The organism is Nonomuraea lactucae (assembly GCF_003313395.1).
Classification (GTDB): domain Bacteria; phylum Actinomycetota; class Actinomycetes; order Streptosporangiales; family Streptosporangiaceae; genus Nonomuraea; species Nonomuraea lactucae.
Map to the genome: position 1 here is coordinate 1 of NZ_QNFZ01000200.1, position 25,208 is coordinate 25,208.

The following is a 25,208-nucleotide window of genomic DNA, read 5'->3' on the forward strand; positions in this document are numbered from 1 at the left end:
CGGGCCGCCTCGTCCGCCCGCGCTCCCGCCGCGGAGCGACGTCCGCCTGCCCGCGCCGCACGCGCTCGGCTACACCACCTCGCCCGGCGGCGGCCTGCGGGGGGCCACCGCTTTCAACCCGACCATCGCCGGAGCGGCGGGCGGAATCGTCTCGACCATGCCGCTGTCCAGGGGGGACGGCGGCCGGCAGCTCGTCCTGTCGGTCAACACCGACTGGACCCCGCGCGTCCAGGAGGCGGCCGACACGATGACCCGCGGCTGGTTCTGCCCCTCCTCCTGAGCCGTCGCCGCGCCTGGTCCGGAGGGGTGCCGGAGCAGGCTAGTGTCCCTTTCATGCATGAGGACAAGCTCTACCGGGCCGCGTTGAACGGCGAGTCGGACAACGTCGGCGAGTTGCTCGCCGCGGGCGCCGACCCCAACCAGGTAAGCGAGGGCGAGGAGGAGGGGCTGCCGCTGTGCGCCGCCGCCGCCTGGGACCGCGTGGAGGTGGCCGAGGCGCTGCTGGCGGCCGGTGCGGACGTGAACGGCCGCGAGAGCGGCGGCTGGACCGCGCTGCACTGGGCCGCCACCAACGGCCACGCCGACACCGCCAGGTTGCTGCTCGGGGCGGGGGCGGAGGCCGACGCCGCCACCGACGACGGCGACACGCCTCTCACGCTCGCGGCCAGGCGGGGCGCGCTCGGCGCGGTGCGGGCGCTCCTGGAGGGCGGCGCCGACGCGGAGAAGTTCGACGGCGACGGCGACACCCCGCTCGACATCGCCGCCGACTGGGTGGGCGTGCACCTGGAGAGCGCGCTGCTCGACCAGATCGGCCAGGAGGGCTGGGAGTACGTCGTGGCGCGCCAGTTCGCCAAGGACGGCACCGAACTGGTCACCGTCGCGGGCCGCTCCGCCGACGGGTCGGAGACCGAGCAGGTGCAGGCCCAGCGCGGTCACGCCGCCGTCGCCACGCTGCTGGAGGACGCTTCCGGCGTCTACTCGCCGGTCGAGCGGCTCGTGGCGCGGGCTCTGGCGCACCGCGACACCGACGAGGACGCCGAGACGTGGTGGGTCGTGGCCGACTCGCTGGGCAAGCGGGCCGACGACGAGACGTACGAGGCCCTGGCCAGGCTGTGCGTCAGCGAGGACGCCCGCGAGCGGGAGTTCGGGGTGGACGCGATCGCCCAGTTCGGGGTGAGTGAGGACGCCAAGCCGTACCTTGAGCGGACCCTGCCCCTGCTGCAGAGGATGGCCACCACCGAGAGCAACCCGCAGGTGCTCCGCTCGGTGCTGTCGGCGCTCGGCCACCAGGGTGACCCGCGTGGGCTGCCACAGGTCCTCGACATCGTCGGCCGCCCCGGGCACAGGCGCACGATGACGGACGCGATCGCGCTGGCCGACGTGCTGCCGCCCGACCACGCCGAGGGGCTGGCGCTGCTGGTCTCGATGACGGAGGACGCCGACGACGAGGTGCGCGACTGGGCGACCTCCGGCCTGGCCTCCCTGGCGGCCGACACCCCGGAGATCCGCCAGGCCCTGACCGCCCGCCTGGACGACACGGACCTCCGCACGGTCGCCGAGGCCGCCCGTGGCCTGGCTGAGCGCGGTGACGCGCGGGCGGCGCGGGGGGTCGAGCGGGTGCTGGCCGAGAGCGACGACGAATACGCCCGCGGACTGGCGACCGAGGCCGCCGCCAAGCTCTGAGGAGAGCGGCGACGACTCCGGCGCGCCCGCGCCGGCGGGCCGTCAGCGGGCGAGGATGTCGTCGAGGTTGTACGAGATCGGCCGCTCGAGCTGCTCGTACGTGCACGACTCGGGAGTGCGGTCGGGCCGCAGGCGCCGCCACTGGGCGGTGTGCCGGAACCGGTCGCCCTCCATCTGGTCGTAGGCCACCTCGATCACCAGCTCCGGCCGGAGCGGGATGAACGACAGATCCTTCTTGGCGTTCCACCGGGAGACCGCGCCCGGCACCCGCTGGCCGCCCCTCGCGGGGCCCGCCGCGGGCTGGCCGACGTTGGCGGCCGCCTGCTCGGCCCAGTGGCCCCAGGGGTGCTCCGCCAGGTCGGCGACGTACGGCTTGAGCTCCTCGACCAGCTCGGCCCGGCGGGCCATCGGGAACGAGGCGGCCACCCCCACGTGGTGGAGCCTGCCGTCGGGGCCGTAGAGGCCGAGCAGGATGGAGCCCACGATCGGCCCGGTCTTGTGCTCGCGGTAGCCGGCTATCACCACGTCGGCGGTGCGCTCGTGCTTGACCTTGAACATCGTCCGCTTGTCGGGCACGTACGGCTGGTCGCCGGGCTTGACGATGATGCCGTCGAGCCCCGCGCCCTCGAACATCTCGAACCACTCGGCCGCCTGCGCGTCGTCGCGCGTGACCGGCGTCAGGCGGATGGACGTGCCGGCGCCGCCGAAGATCCCCTCCAGGCGTTCGCGCCGCTCCGAGAAGGGCGCCTCCATGTACGACTCGGAGCCCAGCGCCAGCAGGTCGAACGCCACGAACGAGGCCGGTGTCGCCTCCGACAGCATCTTGACCCGCGACGCGGCCGGGTGGATGCGCTGCTGCAGCGCGTCGAAGTCGAGGTGGGAGCCGCGCGGCAGCACGATCTCGCCGTCGACCACCACCCGGTCGGGCAGCTCCGCCCGCACCGCCTCGACCAGCTCGGGGAAGTAGCGCGTGAACGGCCGCTCGTTGCGGCTGCCCAGGTAGACCTCGTCACCGTCGCGGAAGACGATGCAGCGGAAGCCGTCCCACTTCGGCTCGTAGCTCAGCGTGCCGTCCTGCTTGGGCATCGCCTTGACCGGCTTGGCCAGCATGGGCGGCACGGGCGGACGCACCGGCAGGTTGGGCACCGGCTCCGGCTCCACCTCGGCGACGGCCGGCACCGGAGTGGTGGGCTCAGTCATCGGTCGGCTCCTTCGGCTCCTTCGTGTAGCGGCAGAAGAGGACGCCGTCCTCCTCCAGCACGTGGCCGAGCCTCAGCCCGGCCTGCGCGGGCCCGCCGTCGAGAACGCGCGCCGCGCCGCCGCCGACGAGCATCGGGCTGATCGTGAGGCAGAGCTCGTCGAGCTGCCCGGCAGCCGCCACCTGGGCGTTGAGCCGCGGACCGCCCTCGCACAGCACCTTGGTGAGGCCGCGGGCGTGCAGCTCGCGCACGGCCTCCGCCAGGTCCACCTCGCTCTCGCCGGCCACGATCACGTCGGCCAGGGCGGCGGCGTCCTTGCGGCGCTCGCCGGGCGCGGCCTCGCAGGTGACGACTATCGTGCGCGACATGGCGCCCTGGAACAGCGGCCCGTCGAGGTCGAGGTCGAGGCTGCGGGTGACCACCGCGATGGGCGGGACCGGGGCCCGGCCGGCGCGCAGCGTCCGCCACGACTCGCGCGGCTTGACAGCGCCGTAGCCCTCGGCGCGGACAGTGGCGGCGCCCACGAGGATCACGTCGGACAGGCCGCGCAGCACCGCGAAGATCCGCCGGTCTCCCCTGCTGGACAGGCCGCCCGAACGGCCCTGCACCCACGTGGCGCCGTCGGCGCTGGCGACCATGTTGACGCGCAGCCACGGCCGCCCCGCCGGGTAGGCGTAAGCCTGCTCGATGTGTGGATCGTCCTGTATGTCCGGATGGATGCGACGCACCCCTCTACCTTGGCACACAGCCCCGACAACCGGCCGGCACGTCCGCCTTTGCGGCAAGTGATACGAGACAGCGCACTTTTCGGTATCAGGTGGCATACGGGGAGTGATGGGCATAACGTGTCGGCAGAGATCGGGACCGAAGGAGGCCCAGTGGGGCTGGTCACTACGGTGACGTGGTCGTTCACCACGCTGGTCGGGATCTATCTACTCTACGTGTGGCTGTCGGGCGGCGGGCTGCGGCAGCAGACCACCAAGGTCACCCGCTTCCCCAAGGCGCTGCTCTTCTCGCATCCCGCGCTGGCCGCGGGCGCGCTGGGCTGCTGGGCGGCGCACCTGGTGACCGGCCACCGGGCACTGGCGTGGACGGCGTTCGGGGTGCTGGCGGTGGCGGCGCTGCTCGGGTTCGTGATGTTCACCCGGTGGCTGGGAGGCGGGCGGCACGCCCGGGGCGCCGAGCGCCGCTTCCCGCTGGTCGCCGTGGCGCTGCACGGCCTGGCCGGGGTGGCCACGTTCGTCCTGGTGCTGCTCACCGCGAGCACGCTCCGGCCGCGCTGAGCCGAACGCCGCGCCGTACGGAGGCCGCGCCGTACGGAGGCCGAGCCGTACGGAGGCCGAGCCGTACGGAGGCCGAGCCGTACGGAGGCCGAGCCTTACCGAACAGGCCCGGTCAGGCGGGGCGGGGCTGGCGGAGGACCTGGATGGAGCGGGAGGTGACGGCGACCAGGGCACCGGCGGACCACTGCTCGTCGGGGAAGGCGTCGTCGCGGGTCGACTCGTCGTTGGTGTCGAGCACCGGCAGCCAGGTCTTGCCGAACTCCTCGCCCGGCAGGGTGAACGTCATGTCCTCGTGGTGGGCGTTGATCAGCAGCAGGAACGAGTCGTCCACGATGCGCTCGCCGCGCGGCCCCGGCTCGGTGATGGCCTCGCCGTTGAGGTAGACCATCAGCGACTTGGCGTAGCCGATGTGCCAGTCGCCGGCCGTCATCTCCGCCCCGCCCGGCGTCAGCCAGACCAGGTCGCGCCTGCCGTCCTCCGGGTCGCGCCCGTGGAAGAAGCGGCGGCGCTGGAAGACCGGGTGCTCCCGGCGCAGCCGCGACAGCCTGCGGACGAACTCCAGCAGATCGGACTCGGCGTGCAGGAGCGACCAGTCGATCCAGGCGATCTCGTTGTCCTGGCAGTAGGCGTTGTTGTTGCCGCGCTGGGTGCGCCCTATCTCGTCGCCGTGGGAGAGCATCGGCACGCCCTGCGACAGGAAGAGCGTGGTCAGGAAGTTGCGGCGCTGGCGTTGGCGGAGCCGGACGATCTCGGGGTCCTCGACCGGGCCCTCCGCGCCGCAGTTCCAGGACCGGTTGTCGTCGGTGCCGTCACGGTTGTCCTCGCCGTTGTCGAGGTTGTGCTTGCGGTCGTACGAGACGAGGTCGGTGAGGGTGAAGCCGTCGTGGCAGGTCACGAAGTTGATCGAGGCCACGGGACGGCGGCCGGAGGTCGCGTAGAGGTCGGCGGAGCCGGTCAGCCGGGAGGCGAACTCCGGGAGCGCCGAGTGCGTGCCCCGCCAGAAATCTCGCACGATGTCGCGGTATTTGCCGTTCCACTCCGTCCACAGGGGCGGGAAGTTGCCGACCTGGTAGCCGCCGGGGCCCACGTCCCACGGCTCGGCGATCAGCTTGACCTGCGAGATCACCGGGTCCTGCTGGATGAGGTCGAAGAACGCGCTCAGCCGGTCGACGTCGTGCAGCTCCCGGGCCAGCGCCGAGGCGAGGTCGAAGCGGAACCCGTCGACGTGCATGTCCAGCACCCAGTAGCGCAGCGAGTCCATGATCAGCTGAAGCGCGTGCGGGGACCGGACGTTCAGCGAGTTTCCGCAGCCGGTGTAGTCGAGGTAGTAGCGCCGGTCGCCGTCGTGCAGCCGGTAGTAGGCGGTGTTGTCGATGCCCCTGAAGCCCAGGGTCGGCCCCATGTGGTCGCCCTCGGCGGTGTGGTTGTAGACCACGTCGAGGATGACCTCGATGCCCGCCTCGTGCAGCGCCCGCACCATGGCCTTGAACTCCAGCACCTGCTCGCCCTTGGTGCCCGCGCTGGAGTAGCGCCCGTGCGGGGCGAGGTAGGCGACCGTGTTGTAGCCCCAGTAGTTGGTCAGCCCGCGCGCCACCAGGAAGTGCTCGGGGATGAAGTGGTGCACCGGCATCAGCTCGATCGCCGTCACCCCGAGCGACAGCAGGTGGTCGATGACCGCCGGGTGCGCGACACCCGCGTAGGTGCCGCGCAGCGCCTCGGGCACGGCCGGATGGCACATGGTGAGCCCGCGCACGTGGGCCTCGTAGATCACCGTCTGGTGGTAGGGGGTGCGCGGGGCGCGGTCGTTGCCCCACTCGAAGAACGGGTTGATGACCACGTTCTTCGGCATGAACGGGGCGCTGTCGGCCGTGTTGAGCCTTGACGGGTCGGTGAAGTTGTAGGGGAACACCGACTCGTTCCACGTCAGGTCGCCGTCGATCGCCTTGGCGTACGGGTCCAGCAGCAGCTTGGCCGGGTTGCACCGGTGTCCGTGCGACGGGTCGTAGGGACCGTGGACCCGGTAGCCGTAGCGCTGGCCCGGCGTGACACCCGGAAGGTAGCCATGCCAGACGAACCCGTCGACCTCGGGGAGATCGACGCGTTCCTCTGATCCGTCATCGTGGAAAAGGCACAGCTCGACACGCTCGGCCACCTCGGAGAACACCGAAAAACTGGTGCCGACCCCGTCCCAGGTGCCGCCGAGTGGATAGGGCTCGCCCGGCCAGACTTCGCGCATGTGACCCGATTGTCGCACGCGATCGCGGTCTCGTTAGAGGAGCCGGGCGTTGAGCGTGATCGTCGTGCCCGTCAGGGCCTTGCTCACCGGGCAGCCGGCCTTGGCGGCCTCGGCCGCCTCCTGGAACTGCTCAGCGGTGATGCCGGGCACGTGGCCCTCAACGGTGATCACAATGCCGGTGATGCCCTCACCCGGCTGGAACGTCACATCGGCACTGGTGCGCAGCGCCTCCGGCGGCGTGCCCGCGCCGGCCAGGCCATGGGACAGCGCCATCGAGAAACATGAGGAGTGCGCAGCCGCGATGAGCTCCTCAGGCGAGGTCTTGCCATTGGCGGACTCGGCCCTGGACGGCCAGGAGACCTCAAAGGTGCCCACACCAGAAGTGTCGAGCGAGACCGTGCCGGAACCGTCGAGCAGGGCGCCCTTCCACTGGGTGGTGGCGGTGCGAGTAGTAGCCATCGAGTTGCTCCTTCCGTAGTCGTTCCTCGACCCTATCGCGACCGAGAGCGGCGACCTGACAAAGTCCGCCCCAGGTCTGTCATCCGTCTCGGCTTTTCACGCGAATAGTGGCATGCTCGGGTCGCGGCCCACCCGCCGCCTTGGTCCGGATCACGGGAGCGTGGTGCCAGTGGAGGCGCCGTACGACGACCGCCTGCTGCACCAGCGGGTGATCGGCGGCGACGAGGCCGCACTCGGCGAGGTCTACGACCGGCTCTCCTCGCTGATCTTCGGTCTCTCGCTGCGCGTCACCAGGGACCGGGTGATCGCCGAGGACATCACCCAGGAGGTGTTCCTGGTCTTCTGGGAGCGGCCCCTGGCCTACGACCCCGACCGCGGCACGCTGCGCGCCTGGCTGGCCACGATCGCCCACCGCCGAGCGGTGGACCACGTGCGGGCCGAGGAGCGCCGCCGCGTCTCCACGCTCGGCCCCCGGCTCTTCGAGCCGCCGCCCGCCCGGCTGGAGGACGCGCTCCTCGCCGCCGAGGAGACCGAGCGGGTACGGCAGGCGGTGACGGCCCTGCCCGACGGCCTGCGGGAGGCGGTCGAGCTGGCCTACTACGGTGGGAGGACGTACCGCCAGGTGGCCGAGGAGCTGGGCGTGCCCGAGGGCACGGCCAAGTCGCGGATCCGGCTGGCGCTGCGGCGCCTGGCTGACGCGCTGGCCGAGGAGGAGGTGTGATGGAGCCTGTAGAGCGTCTCTACCTGGACGCGCTCATGGAGGGTGGCGCCGAGGAGCACACCGGCTCCCTCCGGCCGCAACTGCTGGCCGGGGCCAGGGCCAGGCGCAGGCCCGCCGCCCGCACCGCCCCGTGGGCCGAGCCGTACGCGGGCCGGGTGGCCGCCATGGACGCCCTGCTCGCCTCGGCCGTGGACGACGACTGGTCGCGCGTCATCGTGGAGGGCTGGACCCTGCAGGAGCTGATCGCCCACCTGGCCGCCAAGGACGGCCTGCTCGCCGCCTCGGTCGGCGCTCCCGTGCTCGGCCCGCCCGTCGCGGCCACCGACGCGCTCGGCCGCACCGCGGACGTGCAGGCGTACGAGCGGGCCCGCAGCCCCGAGCAGACCAGGCGCGACTGGCGCGCCCAGGCCGACGCCCTCTGCCGCCACCTGGCCGGCCTCGACCCGGCCTCGCAGGCGCGCCTCACGCGCTCGGCCGCACCGCGGACGTGCAGGCGTACGAGCGGGCCCGCAGCCCCGAGCAGACCAGGCGCGACTGGCGCGCCCAGGCCGACGCCCTCTGCCGCCACCTGGCCGGCCTCGACCCGGCCTCGCAGGCGCGCCTCGACGGCGTGGAGTCCCCGGTGCGCGACCACATCCTGGCCCGCTGCCTGGAGACGTGGATCCACACCGACGACGCGGCCAGGACGGCCGGCGTCCGCCTGCCGCACCCGATCCCCGAGCACATCCACCCCACGGCCGACCTCTGCGCGCGCCTGCTCCCGTGGACCATGCTCCTGTCGGGGCTCGACGGCGGCGGCCGGGCGATCACGCTCACGCTCACGGGGCCGGGTGGCGGGGAGTGGCACGTTCCCCTCGGCGTGGAGGACACCGCCCCAGCGGAGCCACAGGCGCACATCACGGCGGACGTGGTGGACTTCTGCTTCCTGCTGGGCGGGCGCGGCGACCCCGCGTCGTTCCCGGCGGAGCTGGAGGGCGACCTGTCCCTGGCCCGCGACGTCCTGTCCACCTCTCCGGCCCTCTCCGGCCCCTAGACCGGACTACCCCGGCCCCGGTCTCTCGCCCGCAACTGGCCAGAAAACGGGCTGTCGACCGGATACTTCGCTGCCCGACTCTGCCGACGAACATGTCGGAGCGAGAAGGGGAGTGTCCCACCGTGACCATGGTCGACTCGATAGTTGATCTCGACGCCCAGCTGGCCAACGCGCGCGACTACTGGCTGGGCTGGGGGAGCGCCGACCGATCGGACCGCGACCTGACGCTGTTTCGCAGCGATGTGTCCCACCCCCAGTTGAACGGGGTGCTCAGGGTCGGGCACGGCGCGTCCCTGAACGAGGCCGTCGCGGAGGCGGAGCGACGGCTCGCCGGCGTGCCGTGGATGTGGTGGGTCGGGCCGGACAGTCGTCCCGATCTGGCCGACCATCTGCGGGCCACCGGCGCCGTCGAGATCGGGACCCTGCCCGTGATGGCCGTGCGTCTGGACCAGGTGAACGGACTGGACGAGGTGAACGGATCTCCCGGGCTGGAGATCGAACAGGTGACGGGCCCGAACACCCTCCGGGAATGGGCGCACGCCTACGCTCCCTCGTTCGCTGTCGCACCGGATCAGCTGGGCCAGGTCGTCCTGGCCGAGACGCGGCGGCCGGACAAGCCGGGGAGTCTCGTCCGGTTCGCCGGCAGGGTGAACGGGCAACTCGTCGGCACGGCCGCATTGCTGGATCGGCGTGGGGTCGCCGGCGTCTACGTCGTCACCACGTCCGAGGAGTACCGCCGCCGCGGGATCGGGACGGCCCTGACGGCCGCCGCACTCCGGGAAGCCGCTGACCGGGGCCTTCGCGTCGCGACGCTGCAGCCCAGCCTCATCGGCGAGCGCGTGTACCGCCGGATGGGCTTCGAGCCCGTGGCGGCGTACCGGATGTTCTCACCGGCCCAGTCCTGAAGCTCGCGCCGCGCGTCGTCAGGGCCGCGCCTCCGGTCGCGCGAGCACGGCGGCGGCGCTCCCGTACGCGCGGCGGGCCATGTCCCGCAGCGGCGTGTCCCGCAGGTCGGCAGAGAGGACCTCCACCCCCCAAGGTCCGTCGTAGCCGATCTCCCGCGCCGCCCGGACGTACCCGGCCACGTCGAAGTCGCCCTCGCCGGGGAAGCGGCGCCGCGTGGCCGCCTCCAGCAGGAGGTCGTCCCCGTTGCCCGCCGTGCCGTCGCTCAGCTCGACGTAGGCCAGCAGGTGCGGTGGCACCCGGCGCAGTTCGTCCGGGGTGACGCCGAGTCTGGCCAGATGCCAGGTGTCCAGCGCCAGCCCGCCGTTCCCGGTGCGGGCCGCGCCGACGACCTCCAGGGCGTCGTCGAGCGGGGCGGCGCCGGCGCCGAACGGCATGGGCTCGTAGACGAGCAGGGCGCCGTGGCGATCCGCGGCCTCCGCGCACAGCCCCGCGAACCGCTCGCCCATCCGGGCGGGAGGGCAGGACCTCCCGAACATGTCACCCACCTTGATGTGCCGCGCTCCAAGCTCCGCCGCCGCCTCGAACAGCAGGTCCTTGCGCCGCCGCGCCTCCTCGTCGCCGTCGAGGAACCAGTCGGTGAGGAACTCCAGCTCCAGGTGGTCCAGACCGTGGTCATCGAAGATCCGCCTGATCTCCTTCGGCTTGCGCCGTTCGAGCAGGTGCTCCAAGTCGGCGTGCCAGATGCCGAGGCCGCGCAGGCCCGCCTCGGCCGCCCGGCCGCACCGGTCGGCCCAGTCGAACGTGCTCCACTCCCGGCCGCCCAGCTCGACAGGCCCGGCCAGCGTGCCGTACGCGGCGATGACATGCGTCTCTGTGTCCATGCCCCACTCCTCTGTGTCGAAGATGACGCGGGACACACTGGACGGAGGTGGTTACCAGCCGCCAGACCATCCGGTTCTCACGCGGTTGTCACCCCATGCAGCTCGCGATCCCACAGCAGGTCGCAGACGTGCCTAACGCCGACGTCGAGGTGCCGGCGGTAGGTGCTGAACGGCAGTCCCAGCCGCTCGGCGGCGGCCTCCTGCCGGGGAACGCCGTGGAAGTAGGTCGTCGCGAGGGCCCGGTGGAGCTTCGCCCCGTTCCGCTCCTCGCGGAGCGCGTCGACCGCGTCCACCACGACCTCGCGCAGCGTCTCGGCCGGATCGCCGGCCGAGTGCCGGTCGGCGATGAGCCGGCTGCGCGTGAGCGGGTTGGCCGCGAGGGCACGCGCGTGATGCCATCCGCGCAGGGCGTCGCGCACCGCCGTGTCGAACTCGGGCCGTGACAGCACCGCCAGTTCGCGGGCCCGCCCGGGCGCGCCCTCCCGTGGGCCGGACAGTTCCAGCGAGCCGACGAGGTCCAGCCACGGCTCCAGCGGCACCGCCCGCCAATCGTGCGCGAACAGGGCATGGGCCCGGCCCGCGACGGAGGGCGCCGCCTCGATCGCGCGGTGATCGGCGTAGGTCATCAACGGCGCCCAGAACCCGGGATCGGTCAGGACGACGTAGGACCAGGCCATGCGGTCCGCCTGGATGAACCCGGCCAGGACTCTCATCAACATGAGATCCATGACGGGTGAGGGCCTCTGGTAAGCGGCCGGGTGCACCATGAAACGGGCGAGCGCCACATGTTCACCCTCCCGGATCGGTCCCGCGGCCCGGGTGTGCTCCCACGCTGACGCCACGACCGGATCAGCGGTGTTCTCGTCTTCGCGCGGCTCCGCCAGCCGGAGCCAGGCCATGAACGCGACGGGCTCGCCGGTGCCGGGCCGCCGGTGCACGTGGAAGGCGAGGGGCTGCCGGTCGAGCCAGAAGTCCACGACGGCGGCCGACTCCTCCCCTTCGGCCTCGGCGGCCAGCGCCAGCACGGCCGCCCTGTCCTCCGGGCGGAACGCGTCCTCGACCTCGTCGCCGTCGCCCCGCCAGGTGACGAACCTCGGCATGAGGCCACCGCCGCGATGCAGATAGTTCAGATCCAGCGCGGCGGGCAGCACGTCCGGGCCCGTGGCGCGCCGGGCGCGCTCCACCAGGTGGGCGCGGACGCGGTGGTGCATGGCCTCGTATCCCCCGGGATCGCGCCAGCGCAGGTCCGCGTCCAGAGCGTCGCGCGCCACGTCGTGCGGGAACAGCCCCTCGCCACCCGACTCCACGTACGGCTGACACCGCAGCCAGGCGAACAGCTCCCCGACGTCCTGCTCGGGCAGGGCCGCCTGCAGCAGTTCCTCGGTGGTGAAGCGCACGTGGGCGCACGCCTCCAGGGCGTTTCGGTGTGCCGCCGACGGCAGCTCGCCGACCAGTCGCGCCAGCAACGTCCCGACCACGTCCTGGGTCGGCGTCCACCGCCCCGCGTCGCCGCCATGCCGTAAGGCGACCTCGGCGGCCAGGCACAACGCCAGGGGATGCCCGCCCGCGTACGACAGCAGGGCCTCGTGCAGGTGCGCGGGCACCTCGCAGGCGTCCAGCAGGGCGGCGGCGTCGTCCGGCGGCAGGTTGCGCAGGCCGGCCACCCCCAACACCCCAGCCCAGGCGGGGTCGGCCCGCCAGGCCGGATCCGGAGGCCGCCGCCCGGCGAGTACGGCCAGCGCGCCGGCGGGCAGCCGGGGAAGGAAGCTCTCACGCAACCACTCCTCCAGGCCCTGGCACTGCTCGAAGGTGTCGACCATCAGCACGCCCTGGCCTCCGGCGAGCGCCCCCAGCGCCCGCGCCTCGAACACCTCCGGCGAGCCCACCGTCCGCCCGTCGATCTCCACCACCGTGCGCCCGGCCGCACGTGCCTCCTCGGCCATGCGCCGCAGCAGCCCCGACTTGCCGATGCCCCCCGGGCCGTGCACGTACAGGACCGGGTACGAACCGGGGTCCCCGTCCAACGCGGACCGGAAGAGCGACAGCTCCGCCGCACGGCCCACGAAGGTCCGCGACCGGTTGGCCGCCAGGCGCCGCCCCAGTCCGCCTTCTTCCGCTGCCAACCTCTTTCCTCTCCCTCAGCCCTCCGACGGCAGTGCGAAGTTGCTGTCGAAGACGTGGTCAGGGTCGTAACGCGACTTGAGGATCATGAGCCGGTCCAGCACCGCCCCGGGGAAGGCGTCGCGCAGCCGCCGTCGCCCGGTGCCCGTCTCGAAGCTCAGGTAGAGCCCCTTGAGGTGCGGGTGGAGCCGCTCCCACTGCCGGTCCAGGTTCTCACGCAGCGCGGGCAGGGTGGCGGCCATCAGTGAGAAGTTCTGCGTGCGGTGCGCGTAGGCCATCGCCGTGGAGGGGGTGTCGTTGACCGCCCCGCCGACGGACCTCAGCTGCACCATGGGCGCGCGCCCGGCCCCCAGCAGCGCCGCGATGGCCCGGGCGGCGGGTTCGGTGATGTGCTCCAGCAGCCCCGACCGCGACACCGCGAGCGGCTGCTGCGCCTGCTGCACCGCGTGTGTCGCGGGCAGCAGGCGGTGGTACGGGGTGGCGAAGGCGTGGTTCCGCAGCACGGGTCCGGCGGACAGCACGGGCGCGAGCGCCTCGCGGACCGCCTCGGTGTCCGTGCCCGCGTGCACGGTCATCGCCTGGGCGACGGGCTCGCTCCCGCGGCCGCCCACCAGTGTCAGGAAGCTGGTGACCGTTCGGGGCGCCGCCTCGACGGCGGCCCCCCACCGGATCAGGAACGCGGCCGGGTCGCCGGCGTCGAAGACGGTGATCGCGGCGACCACGTCGCCCAGCGGCTCCGCGTGGAACTCGAACGCCGTCGCGACCCCGAAGTTGGCTCCCGCGCCGCGCACCGCCCAGAACAGGTCCGGGTCGTGATCGGCGTCGGTCCGCACCCGGGAGCCGTCCGCCAGGACCAGCTCGGCGGCGCGCATGTGGTCGATGGTCAGGCCGTGCAGCCGGGCCAGCAGTCCGATGCCGCCGGCGGTGGCCAGCCCGCCGACGCCCACGTCCCCGGTGTCCCCCGAGGACAGGGCCAGCCCGTGGGGCGCGAGCGACGCGGCGACGTCTCCCCAGCGTGCTCCCGCCTCCACGCGCACCAGGCCGGATCGGGCGTCGAGGACCTCGACGGCGTTGAGCCGGGAGAGGTCGACGACGATGCCTCCGTGGTTGGTGGAGCGGCCGCTGATGCCGTGGCCGCCGCTGCGCACCGTCAGGGGTGCCCGCATGTCGCGGGCATGGGTCAGGGCGGCCACGATGTCCTGGGGGGTGCGGACGCTCAGCACGGCGCCCGGTGAACCGTGGCGGGTGTAGGTGTGCCGTACGCGCTCGTAGCCGTCGTCACCCGGCCGTGTCGCGATCGCGGCGAGACCTTCGGGGAGTGCCAGGCGAGGGCCCTGTGGTGTGGTGTCGGTGGTGCGCATGGGTGCCTCCGGGTTCTCCGCGCGGACTCGGAGATCCGCCCTCTCCACTGATGACCAATTGGTCAGTAGCAACTGTATACTAGTGTCCAGCCGGTCACCAAATGTCGGCGTCAGGGGCCTCAGATCGCAGGATCTGCTGTAACCGCATGTACACTAAAAGACATGAACCAGGACGCCGCCCCGACCAAGAAGCGCAGGCGGGCCCCCGAAGAGCGCAGGGCCGCCATCCTCGAAGCCGCCCGCGCCGCCTTCGCCGAGCGCGGCTTCGCCAAGACGACCGTCCGCGACGTCGCGCACCGGGCCGGAGTGACCCACGGCCTCGTGCTCCGGCACTTCGGATCCAAGGAACAACTGTTCCTCGCCGCGGTTCCCAGTCCCCGCACTCTGATGGCGGAGGTGGCCGGTGACCCCAAGACGTTGCCGGCGCGCATCGCCCGAGCCTACGTACGCCGCATGGCCGAGAGCGGAGGCAGCGACCCCTTCGTGGCCATGCTCCGAGCGGTGGCCTCGGAGGAGGAGACCGCCAAACGGCTGTTCACGGTGATGCAGGAGGACAGCCTGGAGATGTACCGGCACGTGATCCCGGGCCCGAAGCTGGAGGAACGCGTCGCGGCCGTGGGCGCCCACCTCATCGGGGTGACGTTCTCCCGCTACATCTTCAGGAGCGGACCTCTGGCCTCGATGTCGGACGAGCAGCTCGTCCGCCAGCTCACCCGGCACCTGCGCGGCATCCTGCTCGATCAGGACGACTAACCGCCGGCGTTCAGGAGGCGATGAGGCGAGCGCGCTCATCTGGGGTGAGCGGCACCTCCGGCGCCGCGAGCAGGGCGGCGAACTGAGCCTGCGAACGAGGCGCCACGAGCGCGGAGACGACGGCGGGCTCGGCCAGCACCCAGGCCAGGGCCAGGGTCGCGGGCGGCAGGCCCCGCTCCGCCGCCACCTCCTGCAGCCTGGCGGCGACGCGCTGGACGTGCCCGTCGCCGTGGTGGGTGTACCAGCCGGGCAGCAGCGCCCGGCGCGACCCCGCCGGTGTCCCCGTACGGTATTTCCCGGTCAGCAGTCCCCCCGCGAGGGGGCTGTAAGCGGTGAAGCCGACCCCCGCCGCGGCGCAGGCGGCAAAGGCGGCCGTGCTGTTGATCAGGTTGTAGTCGTCCTGCAGGTTGACCGGCCGCGCCGCGCCGAGGCGGTCGGCCGCGGCCACGGCCTCGCTCAACTGCGCGCCGGTGAAGTTGCTCATGCCGTAGTAGCGGATCTTCCCCTCGCGGGCGAGGCGGTCGAACGCGGCCACGGACTCCTCCACCGGCGTGCCTGGATCGTGGACATGGGTGAGGTAGAGGTCGATCCGGTCGGTACGCAGCCGCCGCAGGCTGGTCTCCACCTGCCCGCGGATGTGCCGTTCCGACAGGCCCGCCGCCCCGGGGTCCGGCCCCACCCGGTTGCCGACCTTCGTGGCCACCACGACACGGTCGCGGACGCCGCGATCGGCCAGCCACCTGCCCAGCCACTCCTCCGACCTGCCGCCCCCGTAGGAGTCGGCGGTGTCGAACATCGTGACCCCGGCCTCGAAAACGGTGTCGAGCATCGCACGAGCCGTCTTCTCGTCGTCGCCCTGCCCGAACAGGTGGGCGGCGGAGCCCAAGCCGCCGAAGTTGCCGCAGCCGAAGGAGAGAGCCGACACATGCAGATCGCTGTCCCCGAGCCTTCTGTATCGCATGAACCATCCGTTTCGCGCACCCCGACAGTCGACCGGCGCACGCTAGCCGGCACCGCTGCTCATCCAACAGACCGAACAGCGCCCAGATGGGGCTCAGAGAGTCACTCGACCGAGATGAAGAAGTCGAGCAGCAGCTCGTTGACCTTCTCCGGCTGGTCGAGCTGCATCCAGTGACCCGCGCCCTCCAGCCGCTCGTAGCGCCATGACGAGGTGACGTACTTCGCGCTGCCGGTCATCGACTGTTCGGTGAGGTAGCGGTCCCCGCTGCTCCACACGCCCATGGTGGGCACCGCGATGGGCGGCGCCTGCAAAGTCCCGGGGATGAACGCCCGCGGCGGGATGTTCCTGCGGTAGATGGCGAATCCCGCGGAGAGGGCTTCGGGGTCACGCATGCGGGCGACCACCTCCTCCAGGTCCGGGTGCGTCTCCGCCCACATGCGCAGGCCCGCGAAGTCGTCGTGGCTCCACACCTGCTCGGCCACGTCCTGGCACTGGAACAGCAGCATGTACCAGGATTTCTCGTACTGCTCGCGGCCGGCCTCCGGGCCGCCGGCGCTGATGTGGCCCACCGACAGCAGGGAGAGGCTGACGGCCCTGTCGGGCACGTGGGCCGCGACCAGTTGCGCGAGAGCCGCCCCCCAGTCGTGGCCCACCAGGTGCGCCTGCTCCACCCCGAAGTGGTCCAGGACCGCCAGCAGGTCGACGACGTGTTCGGCCATGTCGTAGGCGGCCAGGTCCCTCGGCTTGTCGGAGCCCCCGAAGCCGCGCAGGGTGGGAGCGATCGTACGATATCCGGCGGCGTTGAGCGCGGCCACCTGGTGGCGCCACAGCTCGTGGGTGTCGGGGTATCCGTGTACGAGCAGGACCGCCGGCCCTTCCCCGCTGACCTGGACCTCGAGATTGACTCCGTTGACCTTGATACGCATGACACGACTCCTGAGGGCGAATCGGTGATGACCATCCCTCAGCCTGCCGGTCACGATTGATCAGTCGGCAGTCCATTCACCGACCTAAACCTGACCACGCCCCCGAGGGCGCTCGTATACTTGTGAGATCTCACACTGATCTCACACGGAGGGAACCAGGGCGGGAAAGGTGGCCAAGCACCAGCGCGCGATCAGAAACGGCCCCCCGCCACGCAAGGATCGGGCTCAGCCGCTCGCCGATCAGGTCTACGCCACCTTGCGGGAGGAGATCCTCGGAGTCCAGTGGGCCCCCGGAGAGATGCTCATGGAGCCCGAGCTCGCCGAGAGATACGGCGTCTCGAAGACTCCGGTGCGCGAGGCGCTGCGCCTGCTCGTGCAGGACGGCCTGGTGACCATCCTGCCGCGGAAGGGCTACCTCATCAGTCCCCTGCGCCTGAACGACGTGCGGGAGGTCTTCTTTCTCCGCTCCGCGCTGGAGCCGACGCTGGCGTCGGCGGCGGCGGAGGTGATAACCCCCGACGAGGTCGCGGGGCTGCGCGACCTGGTGGCCGAGCAGGACACCGCGGACATCCGCGCGGCGCTGCACTTCGCCCGCGCCTTCCACCTCGAACTCGCCCGCCTGGCCGGGAACAACCGGGCACAGCGGCTGCTCGGCGGTCTCCTCGACGAAACGCGCCGGCTGCACCATCTCATGCCGCGCGTCGAGGAGCACATCACCTCGGAGGCCGAGCTCGGGGCGCACCGGAAGATCGTGGCGGCACTGGAGGCCGGCGACGGTGACGCCGCCACCGGCCTCATGCGCGATCACATCGCCGAGGTCGCGCGGGTCATGGTTCAGGCCTTCGGCGGCGTCTGAGCCCCGCCGCGCCCCAGCGGGCCCAGGGCCGGGGAGGCGAGGTCCGCGAGCTCCGCGAGCGCGGCGGCCAGGCTCTCGGCGCTGGGACCCCCAGGGTGATACTCCAGTCCGATGGCCCCGGAGTAACCCACTTCGGTCAGCGTGCCGAGCACGCTGGAGAAGTCGATGTCACCGGTTCCGGGACGGCCGCGCAGCGGCGCGTCGGCGAACTGCACGTGACGGATGTCCGGCGCGTGGCGGGCGATCGCGAGCGCGGGGTCCGTCCTCATCCGGCGCAGGTGGTAGACGTCCGCCAGCAGGCCCACGTCGCCGGCGCCGCCGCGTGCCCGTACCTCGGCGACGAGCTCGGCGGCGGCGGCGATCGAGGCGATCCCGTATCCGGGGTTGTCGTGAGAGTTGAGCGCCTCGACCACCACGACCGCGCCGATCGCGTGGGCCGACTCCGCCGCGAGGAGGAGGTTCTCCACGGCGATCTCCTCCTGCGCCCGGCGGTCGACGCCTGCCACGGGGATGCCGTAGGGCGCGTGCAGCACCGGGCATCCGGCCGCCTCGGCCAGCGCCACCGCCGCCTCGACGTTCGCCCGGAACCGTGCCGCCCGGTCCACCCGGCAGACCAGCCCGCGCTCGCCGGCCCCCAGGTCACCGGCGTCGAAGTTCAGCGAGACCAGGCGTGTCCCCGCCTCGTCCAGCGCGCGGACCAGGCCGTCCAGGGCACGGTCCGGCGGCACGGGAACGTCGAACGGCCACCACATCTCCACCGCCGAGAAGCCGGACCTGGCGGCCGCCGCGGGCCGTTCGACCAGGGGCAGCTCGGTGAAGAGCATGGACAGGTTGGGCGCGTACGTGGCCGTCCAGGCGTCGCGGCGAGTCACCCCGGCACGCCCAGGACGCGCTGGAAGACCTCCCGGAGTCCCGGCTCCGCCTGCGCCGGCGGCCGGCGCGTCCGCCAGGCGACGTGCCCGTCGGGACGCACCAGCACCGCGCCGTCGCCCCCCAGTCCGTACGCGGCCTCGAAGGTGTCCTCCGCCACGGCGAAGCCGTCCGTCCCCGCCAGACAGGTCCGCAGCGGGACGCCGCACGCCGTCGCCGCGGCCGTCGCGTCCGCGCACCAGTCCCGGGACCGGGAGATGAGAGTGAACGCCGTGTCGAACAGGTCGAGCGTCGAACATCGCCTCCCCTCCGAGGTGATCCACACATGGGGCGCGCGTACGCCCGGGGTGCTGGACGGCGCGTACGACGCCGGGATCGCCTCCCCCTGGCCGCCGTCGGGGATGAGGGCGCCGGACAGGTAGCGGAAGCCGAGGTCACGCCCCAGCGAGCCGACATGCGCCCGCTGTCCGGCCAGGACGTCGTCGAGTGCCTCACCGGCCCTGATTCGCTGCCAGACGGAGGCGAAGCGATCCGCGTTCGCGGTGCTCCACCGGGCGTTGGACGCGGCGATCGGGCGCCGTTCCTCCTCGTAGGTGTCGAGCAGGGCCGGCGGCGCCGCGCCCTGGAGGACGAGCGCGAGCTTCCAGACCAGGTTGTGCACGTCCTGGACCCCCGTGTTCAGGCCGAAGCCGCCCGTCGGCGGGAACGCGTGCGCCGCGTCGCCCGCGAGGAACACCCGGCCGTCGCGGTAGCGCTCCGCGACCTGGGCCGCCACCAGATAGGTCGCCGTCCCCACGATCTCGATCTCCTGGGCGGGGGCGCCGACGGCGGTGGTGACGAGCTCTCGCGCGGCCTCGTCGGTCAGCGCCCCCGGCCTGGCCGTTCCCTCCGGCAGCATGCGGAAGGTGATCCAGCGTTCCTTGCCGTCCACCGGCGCGACGGTGACGAAGCCCTGCGCGGACCCGCCCGCCGCCGGCGCGGTCAGATACTGGATCGCGGTGCGATGCTCGGTGAGCCGGGAGATGTCGCCGTTCCAGAAGACGCTCTGCCAGTAGCCGAGCTGGTCACCGGCCATCGCGACGCCGAGCCGGCCCCGGACGCCGCTCGCCACGCCGTCGGCGGCGATCATGAAGTCGGCGCGGATCCGGGTGTCCTCCCCGGACGCCGGGTCGTGCAGGTCGGCCGTGACACCGGTGGCGTCCTGGGCGAAGGATCGCAGCTCGACGCCGAACCGGGCCTCGACACCGCGCAGGCCGGCCAGCTCGGCGCGGAGCACGCCTTCGAGATGGTCCTGCGGCACGCGGGAATCGCCCGTCGGGCTGTGCTCGCTCGACTCCGGGGGCGCCGGGCTGCGGCCGTACTCCTGGCCGCTCAGTGATTCGCAGTAGACGAAGCCGTTGTGCGGCCGATGCGGCGCGCCCGCCAGCAGCCGTTCCTCGACTCCCCAGAGGCGGAACAGCTCCATGGCCCGGTTGCGCACCCCCCGCGCCTTGGGGTGCGGCGCGACCTCGGGCCGGCGCTCGACGAGCACGCAGGACAGGCCGAACCGGTGGGCGAGCAGCGCGGCGGACAGGCCGACGGGGCCCCCGCCGACCACCAGCAGGCCGGTCCTGATCACCTGGCGACCTCGTCGACGATCGGCGTCTCAAGGACGCCGAGGCCGGTGATCTCCATGCGCAGCCGGTCTCCTCCGAACAGGTAGCTCGGTGGATCCTGGAAGGCCCCGCACCCCGTGGTCGTCCCGGTGAGGATGACGTCGCCGGGCGAGAGCTCGACGACCTTGCTGATGCTCTCGATCAGGCCCGGCACGTCCACGATCATCTCGCTGGTGCGGCCGTCCTGCCGGAGCTCGCCGTTCACCCAGCAGCGGATGCGCAGGTCGTGCGGGTCCGGGATCTCGTCGCGCGTCACCAGCCACGGCCCGGTCGGGCATCCGGTCGGAATGCCCTTGGCCCGGGTCAGCTGGGCGAACATCGGGTGGAGGTGCACGTCCTTGAACGCCAGGTCCCGGGCGGTCACGTCGTTCGAGATCATGTACCCCGCGACGTGGTCGTACGCCCGGCCACGAGGGATCCGGTAGCCGCCGCGGCCGATCACCACGGCGAGCTCGGTCTCGTAGTCCAGCTGCTCGGTCTCCGCCGAGCGGACGAGCGCGTCACCCGGCCCGATCACCGTGTTGGACGGTTTGAAGACCACCAGCGGCTCGGACGGGGAGGGCGCGTTCTTCCTCCCGGCCGCCTCGTCCACGTGCGACTGGTAGTTGCCGCCCGCCACGATCACCTTCTCCGGGCGCGGCACCGGCGGGCCGAGGCGTACGCCCGCCACGGGGATCCGCTCGGCGGCGTCGGCGCTCGCCTTCTCGATCTCCTCCTGCAGGAACGGCAGCAGGGCGAGGACCGCGTTGGTGTCCAGATCGGTGAAGCCACGGCGCACGAGCAGCGGCCCCAGTGGCACGACGGTGTCATCCACGAGAACGCCGGGGCGTTCCGCCCGCTGGGGACCGAAGCTAACGAGTTTCACGCGGTTCCTCCTGATTCCAGTGTTCCTCGGCGTAGTACTCGGCCACCACCGAGATGTCGCGGTCCCCGTCGCCGCCGGCCAGCGCGGCGGCGAAGGCGGCCCGTCCGGCGGGGAAGAGCCGGGCCTCGATGCCCTGGCGGTCCAGCAGCGCGGCCACCAGATCGAAGACCGCGTCGAGACCCGCGACGGTGGCCTCGCTGTCGTAGTCGCGGTCGTAGGCGCGCGGCAGCACCCGGGCCAGCATGGCGCCGGCCCCCCAGCCCGACAGCAGCACTCGCTCCGCCGTCTCCCGGGGGATCTCCAGGCCACGGAGCAGGGCGCTCGCCTCGGCCGCCGCGGCGGCGTGGCAGCCCACCAGGAGCTGGTTGACGAGCTTGAGCTCCAGGCCACGGCCCGGACCGCCCACGTACACGGCCTCGCGGGTGTAGGCCGCCAGCACCGGCCGGACGGCGTCGAAGGCGGATCGGTCACCGCCGGCCATCGCGACCAGCTCACCGTGTTCGGCGCCCTCCGGGCCGCCCGTGACCGGCGCGTCCAGGAACGCGGCGCCGATCCGGGTGGCGGCGGCGGCGATCCGCCGGCTCAGCTGAGGATCGAAGGTCGCGTGCTCGACGAGGATCTGACCAGGCCGGGCGGCCTTGAGCAGGCCCTCGGCCCCAAGGTACACCTCGGACACGGCCGCGCTGTCGAGCAGGCAGCCGCACACGACGTCGGTCGCGGCGGCCACCTCGGCCGGCGTACCGGCCAGGGTGGCGCCCGCCTCGCGGAGCCGGGCCACCTTGGCGGGGCTCCGCGCGTACACCACGACGCGGTGCCCGCCGGCCAGCAGCCGGGCCGCCATCCGGCCTCCCATGGCGCCGGGCCCGACGAAACCGATGGCCCCGGTCGTCGGATGCCGCTCGGCCGCCGACGCCCCGGTCATCGGGTTCCGCTCTCGGCCGCGGCCCGCAGGAAGTCGAAGTCGCAGCCCTCGTCGCTCTGCAGGACATGCCGCCGGAACAGGGCCGCGTACCCGCGCGCCGGGTGTTCGGGTGGGGTGGCGGGGGCGCGCGCGGCCAGCTCGGCGGCGTCGACCAGCAGGTCGAGGCGCCCCTGCTCGGCGTCCAGCTCGATCAGATCGCCGTCGCGGACGAGGCCGAGCGGACCGCCGGCCGCCGCCTCCGGCGCCACGTGCAGCACCACCGTGCCGCCGCCGGTGCCGCTCATGCGCGCATCGGAGATCCGCACCATGTCGTGGACCCCTTGATCCAGCAGCTTGCGGGGAATGGGCAGCTCCCCCACCTCGGGCATGCCCGGCCCGCCGACCGGGCCGACGCCGCGCAGCACGAGCACGCTGTCCCGGTCCACGTCGAGCGCGGGATCGTCGATGCGCGCGTTCAGATCCGCGAGCCCGTCGAAGACCACCGCCCTCCCCCGGTGCCGCCAGAGCGCGGGGTGCGCGGCCGAGCGTTTGAGTACGGCCCCGCGGGGGGCCAGCGAGCCTCGCAGCAGCGCCAGGCCGCCGGCCGGGAAGACCGGGTCGTCCAGCGTGCGGAGAGCCGGACCGGGGGAGCGCGACACGGTCCTGGTGACTTCGGCCCAGGGCCGTCCGGTGCCGGACCGGGCGCCGAGGTACACGAGCGGCGCCAGCTCGGCGAGCACGGCCGGCACGCCTCCCGCGTCCTGGAGGTCTTCGAGCAGGTGGCGCCCCGCCGGCCGGACGTCGGCGAGGACCGGCGTGGTGGCGCTCCACTCCCGCATCGCCTCGACGCCCAGCCGGCGGCCCACCCGCCCGGCCAGCGCCTCGAGGTGGATGACCGCGTTGGTGGAGCCGCTCACCGCGCAGACCAGCCGGAAGGCGTTCTCCAGCGTTTCGGGTGTGACATGGTCGGCGGGGACGACCCCCTCCCCGGCGAGCTCCACCGCGCGGGCGCCGGTCGCCTCGGCCAGGGCGGCCCGCTGCGCGCCGCCCGAAGGGGGCAGGCTGCTTCCCGGCAACGCCATGCCCAGGGTCTCCGCCACCATCGCCATGGTGATCGCCGTCCCGAGCACGTTGCACGTGCCGACGCCGCAGTTGAGGCGGGCCTCCAGGTCCGCCCACTCGTCATCGTCGAGCCTGCCCTGGCGGCGCTGGTCCGCGAGCGGCCAGATGTCGTCGATGGTGAGCGGCCGCCCCTGCCGGCGGGCGGTGGGGCGCGGCCCGGCGGTCAGCATGATGGCCGGCTTGCCGGCGCTGATCGAGCCCATCAACTGGGCGGGGACCGTCTTGTCGCACCCGCCGAGCAGGACGACCGCGTCGATCGGGCTCGCGCTGATCATCTCCTCGACATCCATCGCCATCAGGTTCCGCAGGTACAGCGTCGTCGGCCGGACGAACGGCTCGGCCAGCGAGATCGTCGGGAACTCCAGCGGGAGGCCGCCGGCCGCCAGGACGCCGCGCTTGACCGCTTCGGAGAGCCGGCGAAGGTCGGCGTTGCAGGGGTTCAGCTCACTCCAGCTCGTGCAGATGCCGATGACCGGACGGCGCCGCACGTGCTCGGACGAGAAGCCGGCACCGCGCATGAACGCCCTCATGAGGAAACCGTCACGCCCCTCGTCGGCGAACAGATCGGCCCCTCGGCGATCGACGGTGCGCTGCGACATGCCAGCCTCCATGCACGTAGAAATGCTGGAAATATATTTGTGACATGTCAGTGTGTCAACGGGCGACCGGGCGTCAGCGGACCGGTGGGAGTCGTGGCGGCCGTGCGGGCGACGTACCGGTGTCAGCAGGCGATGGGTTTCTGCCAGGAACATTCGCGGCCGGCCGGGAGCGGGTCCGGCTGGATCCGGTCCACCGGCACGCGCGCCATCCTGTCGCGGCTGTAGCGGGAGAGCCGGACCGCGATGGCGTCCTCCACCCGCTTGACGGATGGAGCCAGATGGTTGTTGAGGACGATGGAGAAGGCGAGCGGCTCGCCGTCGGAGCTGTCCACGTAGCCGGACAGCCCCGAGACCGCCGTCATCGAGCCCGTCTTCGCGTGCACGTTGTTCGCCGCGGGCGTGCGGGCCATCCGGCGGCGCAGGGTCCCGCCGCCGAGGCGGTCGTCCTCGCCGGCGATCGGCAGGGCGGCGTACCAGGCGCCGAACCACGGCTCGTCACGGATGGAGACGAGGAACCCGGTCAGTTCACGGGGCGTCACCGCGTTCAGCCGCGACAGGCCCGAGCCGTCGCGCAACGAGCCCCGCCGCACGCCGTGGCGCGCGGCGAAGCTCTCGACGACCCTCAGCCCCGCCTCCCACGTGCCCTCGCCGTGCGCCTGCCGTCCCATCGCCTTGGTCAGGACCTCGGCGTGGATGTTGTTGCTCAGCTTCACGAACGGCCGCACCAGCTCCGACAGCGGCATGGACGCATGCCGGGCCACGTTCCTGGCCGCCTTGGGCGCCGCTCCGCGAGCACCGCCACCCGTGATGGCGACACCATGGGCGGCGAGAGCCTGCCGGAACAGCGAGGCGGCGTAGCCGGTGGGATCGTCGACCGAGATCCACTTGCTGGCCGGGCCGGCCACCGTGCCGGTGACGACCACCCTGTTGGCGCCGCGGGGCCGCTCGACGACCACGTCGGTCCGGCGCCCCGTGACCGCGCGGTTGTCGATGGAGACGTGATCGGTCGGCGGCGTCGTGGTCACCCTGGCCGCGGCGCCCCGCCTGCCGCCCGGGGCGACGTTCACCACGAGGGAGCCCGCGTCATAGTCGGTGTTCGGGGCGGCGGTCAGGGCCGAGATCTGCGCGGAGAAGAAGAACGGCTCGTCGTCCACCAGCCATCCCGCGCCGAGACGGGCCCGGTCGAACCAGGTGTCGTCGGAGACGAGCCGGCCGGTGACGGTTCTGATGCCCGAGGCGGCCACCTGGGCGGCCAGAGCGTCGTAGTCGGCGGCCAGCATGGTCGGATCACCGGTGCCCTTCAGGTAGAGGTCACCCTCCAGCACGGTGCCGCGCTGCCGTCCCGAGGCGAGCACGGTGGTGGCGAAGCGGTAGCCGGGGCCGAGGGCGTCCAGCGCCGCCGCCGAGGTCAGCAGCTTGACCAGGGATGCGGGGGTGAACAGCATGTCCGGGTCCCGCTGGTAGAGGAGCTCACCCGTGCGGACGCTCCTGACGACGACGCCCGCGCGTCCCCCGGACAGCCGTGAGTCGCCCAGGATCCGGTCGATGTCGCGCGTGAGGTCGGCCACGCCCGGGGTGGCGATGTCCGCCACGGTGGCCGAACCGGCGGCGAGCGCCAGAGTCAACGCGACGGCCACGGCCCTGCTGACCGCGCGCTGCGCCATGCCCATACCGGGGTTCCTCGCTCCTTTCGACGGCCCGCATCTGCCTGCCGCCCTACGCGGTGTCGTCGCTCGACGCGATGGTCGCCTCACACAGGTGGGCCGCAGTCAGGGCCGTCCTCCTTCCCGTCTCAGAGGACGGGAAGGAGGACGGCC

The 25,208-nt window shown here is 72.6% G+C and carries 22 protein-coding genes and 2 pseudogenes; 9 read left to right on the plus strand and 15 right to left on the minus strand.

Annotated elements, in window-relative coordinates:
- Window positions 1-280 (plus strand): annotated as a pseudogene (locus DQW85_RS12550) (hypothetical protein); the annotation flags it as partial.
- Between the two features lie 53 nt (window positions 281-333).
- Window positions 334-1,683 (plus strand): ankyrin repeat domain-containing protein, encoded by a 1,350-nt coding sequence (locus tag DQW85_RS12555; protein ID WP_240197124.1) that lies wholly within the window; start codon window positions 334-336, stop codon window positions 1,681-1,683.
- Window positions 1,684-1,725: 42 nt separating this feature from the next.
- Here DQW85_RS12555 and DQW85_RS12560 read toward each other — a convergent pair whose 3' ends face one another.
- The gene (locus DQW85_RS12560; protein WP_113700502.1) at window positions 1,726-2,883 is read right to left on the minus strand and encodes an ATP-dependent DNA ligase; all 1,158 of its coding nucleotides are present in this window, start codon (window positions 2,881-2,883) and stop codon (window positions 1,726-1,728) included.
- Window positions 2,876-3,610, minus strand: a complete 735-nt coding sequence (locus tag DQW85_RS12565; RefSeq protein WP_113700503.1) for a pyrimidine reductase family protein — start codon at window positions 3,608-3,610, stop codon at window positions 2,876-2,878. The genes DQW85_RS12560 and DQW85_RS12565 overlap by 8 nt, the downstream gene beginning before the upstream one ends.
- Before the next feature lie 150 nt (window positions 3,611-3,760).
- Here DQW85_RS12565 and DQW85_RS12570 point away from each other — a divergent pair, with 150 nt between their 5' ends.
- Window positions 3,761-4,165, plus strand: coding sequence for a hypothetical protein (locus tag DQW85_RS12570; protein WP_113700504.1), 405 nt, complete (start codon window positions 3,761-3,763; stop codon window positions 4,163-4,165).
- Window positions 4,166-4,277: 112 nt separating this feature from the next.
- Here DQW85_RS12570 and glgX read toward each other — a convergent pair whose 3' ends face one another.
- Both glgX and DQW85_RS12580 read right to left on the minus strand, forming a co-directional pair.
- Window positions 4,278-6,401, minus strand: a complete 2,124-nt coding sequence (glgX, locus tag DQW85_RS12575; protein ID WP_113700505.1) for a glycogen debranching protein GlgX — start codon at window positions 6,399-6,401, stop codon at window positions 4,278-4,280.
- A 33-nt stretch (window positions 6,402-6,434) separates the two neighbouring features.
- A complete protein-coding gene (locus DQW85_RS12580) occupies window positions 6,435-6,860 on the minus strand; it encodes an OsmC family peroxiredoxin (RefSeq protein WP_113700506.1) in 426 nt (141 codons plus the stop codon).
- A 160-nt stretch (window positions 6,861-7,020) separates the two neighbouring features.
- Between DQW85_RS12580 and DQW85_RS12585 the strand changes: the two genes are divergently transcribed.
- The 4 genes and pseudogenes from DQW85_RS12585 to DQW85_RS12595 all read left to right on the plus strand — a co-directional run bounded on the left by DQW85_RS12585 (window position 7,021) and on the right by DQW85_RS12595 (window position 9,519).
- A complete protein-coding gene (locus DQW85_RS12585) occupies window positions 7,021-7,581 on the plus strand; it encodes a sigma-70 family RNA polymerase sigma factor (protein WP_205315070.1) in 561 nt (186 codons plus the stop codon).
- Between the two features lie 164 nt (window positions 7,582-7,745).
- Window positions 7,746-7,988 (plus strand): annotated as a pseudogene (locus DQW85_RS48180) (maleylpyruvate isomerase N-terminal domain-containing protein); the annotation flags it as partial.
- A gap of 80 nt (window positions 7,989-8,068) precedes the next feature.
- On the plus strand, window positions 8,069-8,614 hold the full coding sequence (locus DQW85_RS46775) for a maleylpyruvate isomerase N-terminal domain-containing protein (protein WP_240197126.1): 546 nt from the start codon (window positions 8,069-8,071) through the stop codon (window positions 8,612-8,614).
- A gap of 128 nt (window positions 8,615-8,742) precedes the next feature.
- The gene (locus tag DQW85_RS12595) at window positions 8,743-9,519 is read left to right on the plus strand and encodes a GNAT family N-acetyltransferase (RefSeq protein ID WP_240197128.1); all 777 of its coding nucleotides are present in this window, start codon (window positions 8,743-8,745) and stop codon (window positions 9,517-9,519) included.
- Window positions 9,520-9,537: 18 nt separating this feature from the next.
- Here DQW85_RS12595 and DQW85_RS12600 read toward each other — a convergent pair whose 3' ends face one another.
- The 3 genes from DQW85_RS12600 to DQW85_RS12610 all read right to left on the minus strand — a co-directional run bounded on the left by DQW85_RS12600 (window position 9,538) and on the right by DQW85_RS12610 (window position 13,883).
- Window positions 9,538-10,401 carry a sugar phosphate isomerase/epimerase family protein gene (locus DQW85_RS12600; RefSeq protein WP_162794933.1) on the minus strand — a complete coding sequence of 288 codons (864 nt, stop codon included), beginning with the start codon at window positions 10,399-10,401 and terminating at the stop codon, window positions 9,538-9,540.
- Between the two features lie 77 nt (window positions 10,402-10,478).
- A complete protein-coding gene (locus DQW85_RS12605; protein WP_113700511.1) occupies window positions 10,479-12,524 on the minus strand; it encodes an ATP-binding protein in 2,046 nt (681 codons plus the stop codon).
- Window positions 12,525-12,539: 15 nt separating this feature from the next.
- Window positions 12,540-13,883 (minus strand): FAD-binding oxidoreductase, encoded by a 1,344-nt coding sequence (locus DQW85_RS12610; protein ID WP_113700512.1) that lies wholly within the window; start codon window positions 13,881-13,883, stop codon window positions 12,540-12,542.
- 162 nt (window positions 13,884-14,045) lie between these two features.
- On the opposite strand from DQW85_RS12610, the gene DQW85_RS12615 reads away from it, so the two are divergent.
- Window positions 14,046-14,636, plus strand: a complete 591-nt coding sequence (locus DQW85_RS12615; RefSeq protein ID WP_113700513.1) for a TetR/AcrR family transcriptional regulator — start codon at window positions 14,046-14,048, stop codon at window positions 14,634-14,636.
- Between the two features lie 10 nt (window positions 14,637-14,646).
- On the opposite strand, the gene DQW85_RS12620 is transcribed toward DQW85_RS12615, so the two are convergent.
- The gene (locus DQW85_RS12620) at window positions 14,647-15,597 is read right to left on the minus strand and encodes an aldo/keto reductase (protein ID WP_113700514.1); all 951 of its coding nucleotides are present in this window, start codon (window positions 15,595-15,597) and stop codon (window positions 14,647-14,649) included.
- 101 nt (window positions 15,598-15,698) lie between these two features.
- Window positions 15,699-16,523, minus strand: coding sequence for an alpha/beta fold hydrolase (locus DQW85_RS12625; RefSeq protein ID WP_113700515.1), 825 nt, complete (start codon window positions 16,521-16,523; stop codon window positions 15,699-15,701).
- A gap of 169 nt (window positions 16,524-16,692) precedes the next feature.
- On the opposite strand from DQW85_RS12625, the gene DQW85_RS12630 reads away from it, so the two are divergent.
- Window positions 16,693-17,379, plus strand: a complete 687-nt coding sequence (locus DQW85_RS12630; RefSeq protein ID WP_113700516.1) for a GntR family transcriptional regulator — start codon at window positions 16,693-16,695, stop codon at window positions 17,377-17,379.
- On the opposite strand, the gene DQW85_RS12635 is transcribed toward DQW85_RS12630, so the two are convergent.
- From DQW85_RS12635 to dacB, 6 genes are all read right to left on the minus strand, one after another.
- A complete protein-coding gene (locus DQW85_RS12635) occupies window positions 17,358-18,251 on the minus strand; it encodes a hydroxypyruvate isomerase family protein (RefSeq protein ID WP_240197127.1) in 894 nt (297 codons plus the stop codon). The two genes, DQW85_RS12630 and DQW85_RS12635, sit on opposite strands and share 22 nt — an antisense overlap.
- Window positions 18,248-19,867: an FAD-dependent monooxygenase gene (locus DQW85_RS12640; protein ID WP_113700517.1), complete on the minus strand. Its 1,620-nt coding sequence runs from the start codon at window positions 19,865-19,867 to the stop codon at window positions 18,248-18,250. The genes DQW85_RS12635 and DQW85_RS12640 overlap by 4 nt, the downstream gene beginning before the upstream one ends.
- Complete coding sequence (locus DQW85_RS12645) at window positions 19,864-20,769, minus strand: fumarylacetoacetate hydrolase family protein (protein ID WP_162794934.1); 906 nt, start codon at window positions 20,767-20,769, stop codon at window positions 19,864-19,866. Before DQW85_RS12645 ends, DQW85_RS12640 begins: the two co-directional genes overlap by 4 nt.
- The gene (locus tag DQW85_RS12650) at window positions 20,756-21,691 is read right to left on the minus strand and encodes an NAD(P)-dependent oxidoreductase (protein WP_113700519.1); all 936 of its coding nucleotides are present in this window, start codon (window positions 21,689-21,691) and stop codon (window positions 20,756-20,758) included. Before DQW85_RS12650 ends, DQW85_RS12645 begins: the two co-directional genes overlap by 14 nt.
- Window positions 21,688-23,391, minus strand: coding sequence for a dihydroxy-acid dehydratase (locus DQW85_RS12655; protein ID WP_113700520.1), 1,704 nt, complete (start codon window positions 23,389-23,391; stop codon window positions 21,688-21,690). Before DQW85_RS12655 ends, DQW85_RS12650 begins: the two co-directional genes overlap by 4 nt.
- Before the next feature lie 122 nt (window positions 23,392-23,513).
- Window positions 23,514-25,061, minus strand: a complete 1,548-nt coding sequence (gene dacB / locus DQW85_RS12660; RefSeq protein ID WP_205315071.1) for a D-alanyl-D-alanine carboxypeptidase/D-alanyl-D-alanine endopeptidase — start codon at window positions 25,059-25,061, stop codon at window positions 23,514-23,516.
- Window positions 25,062-25,208 lie beyond the last annotated feature (147 nt).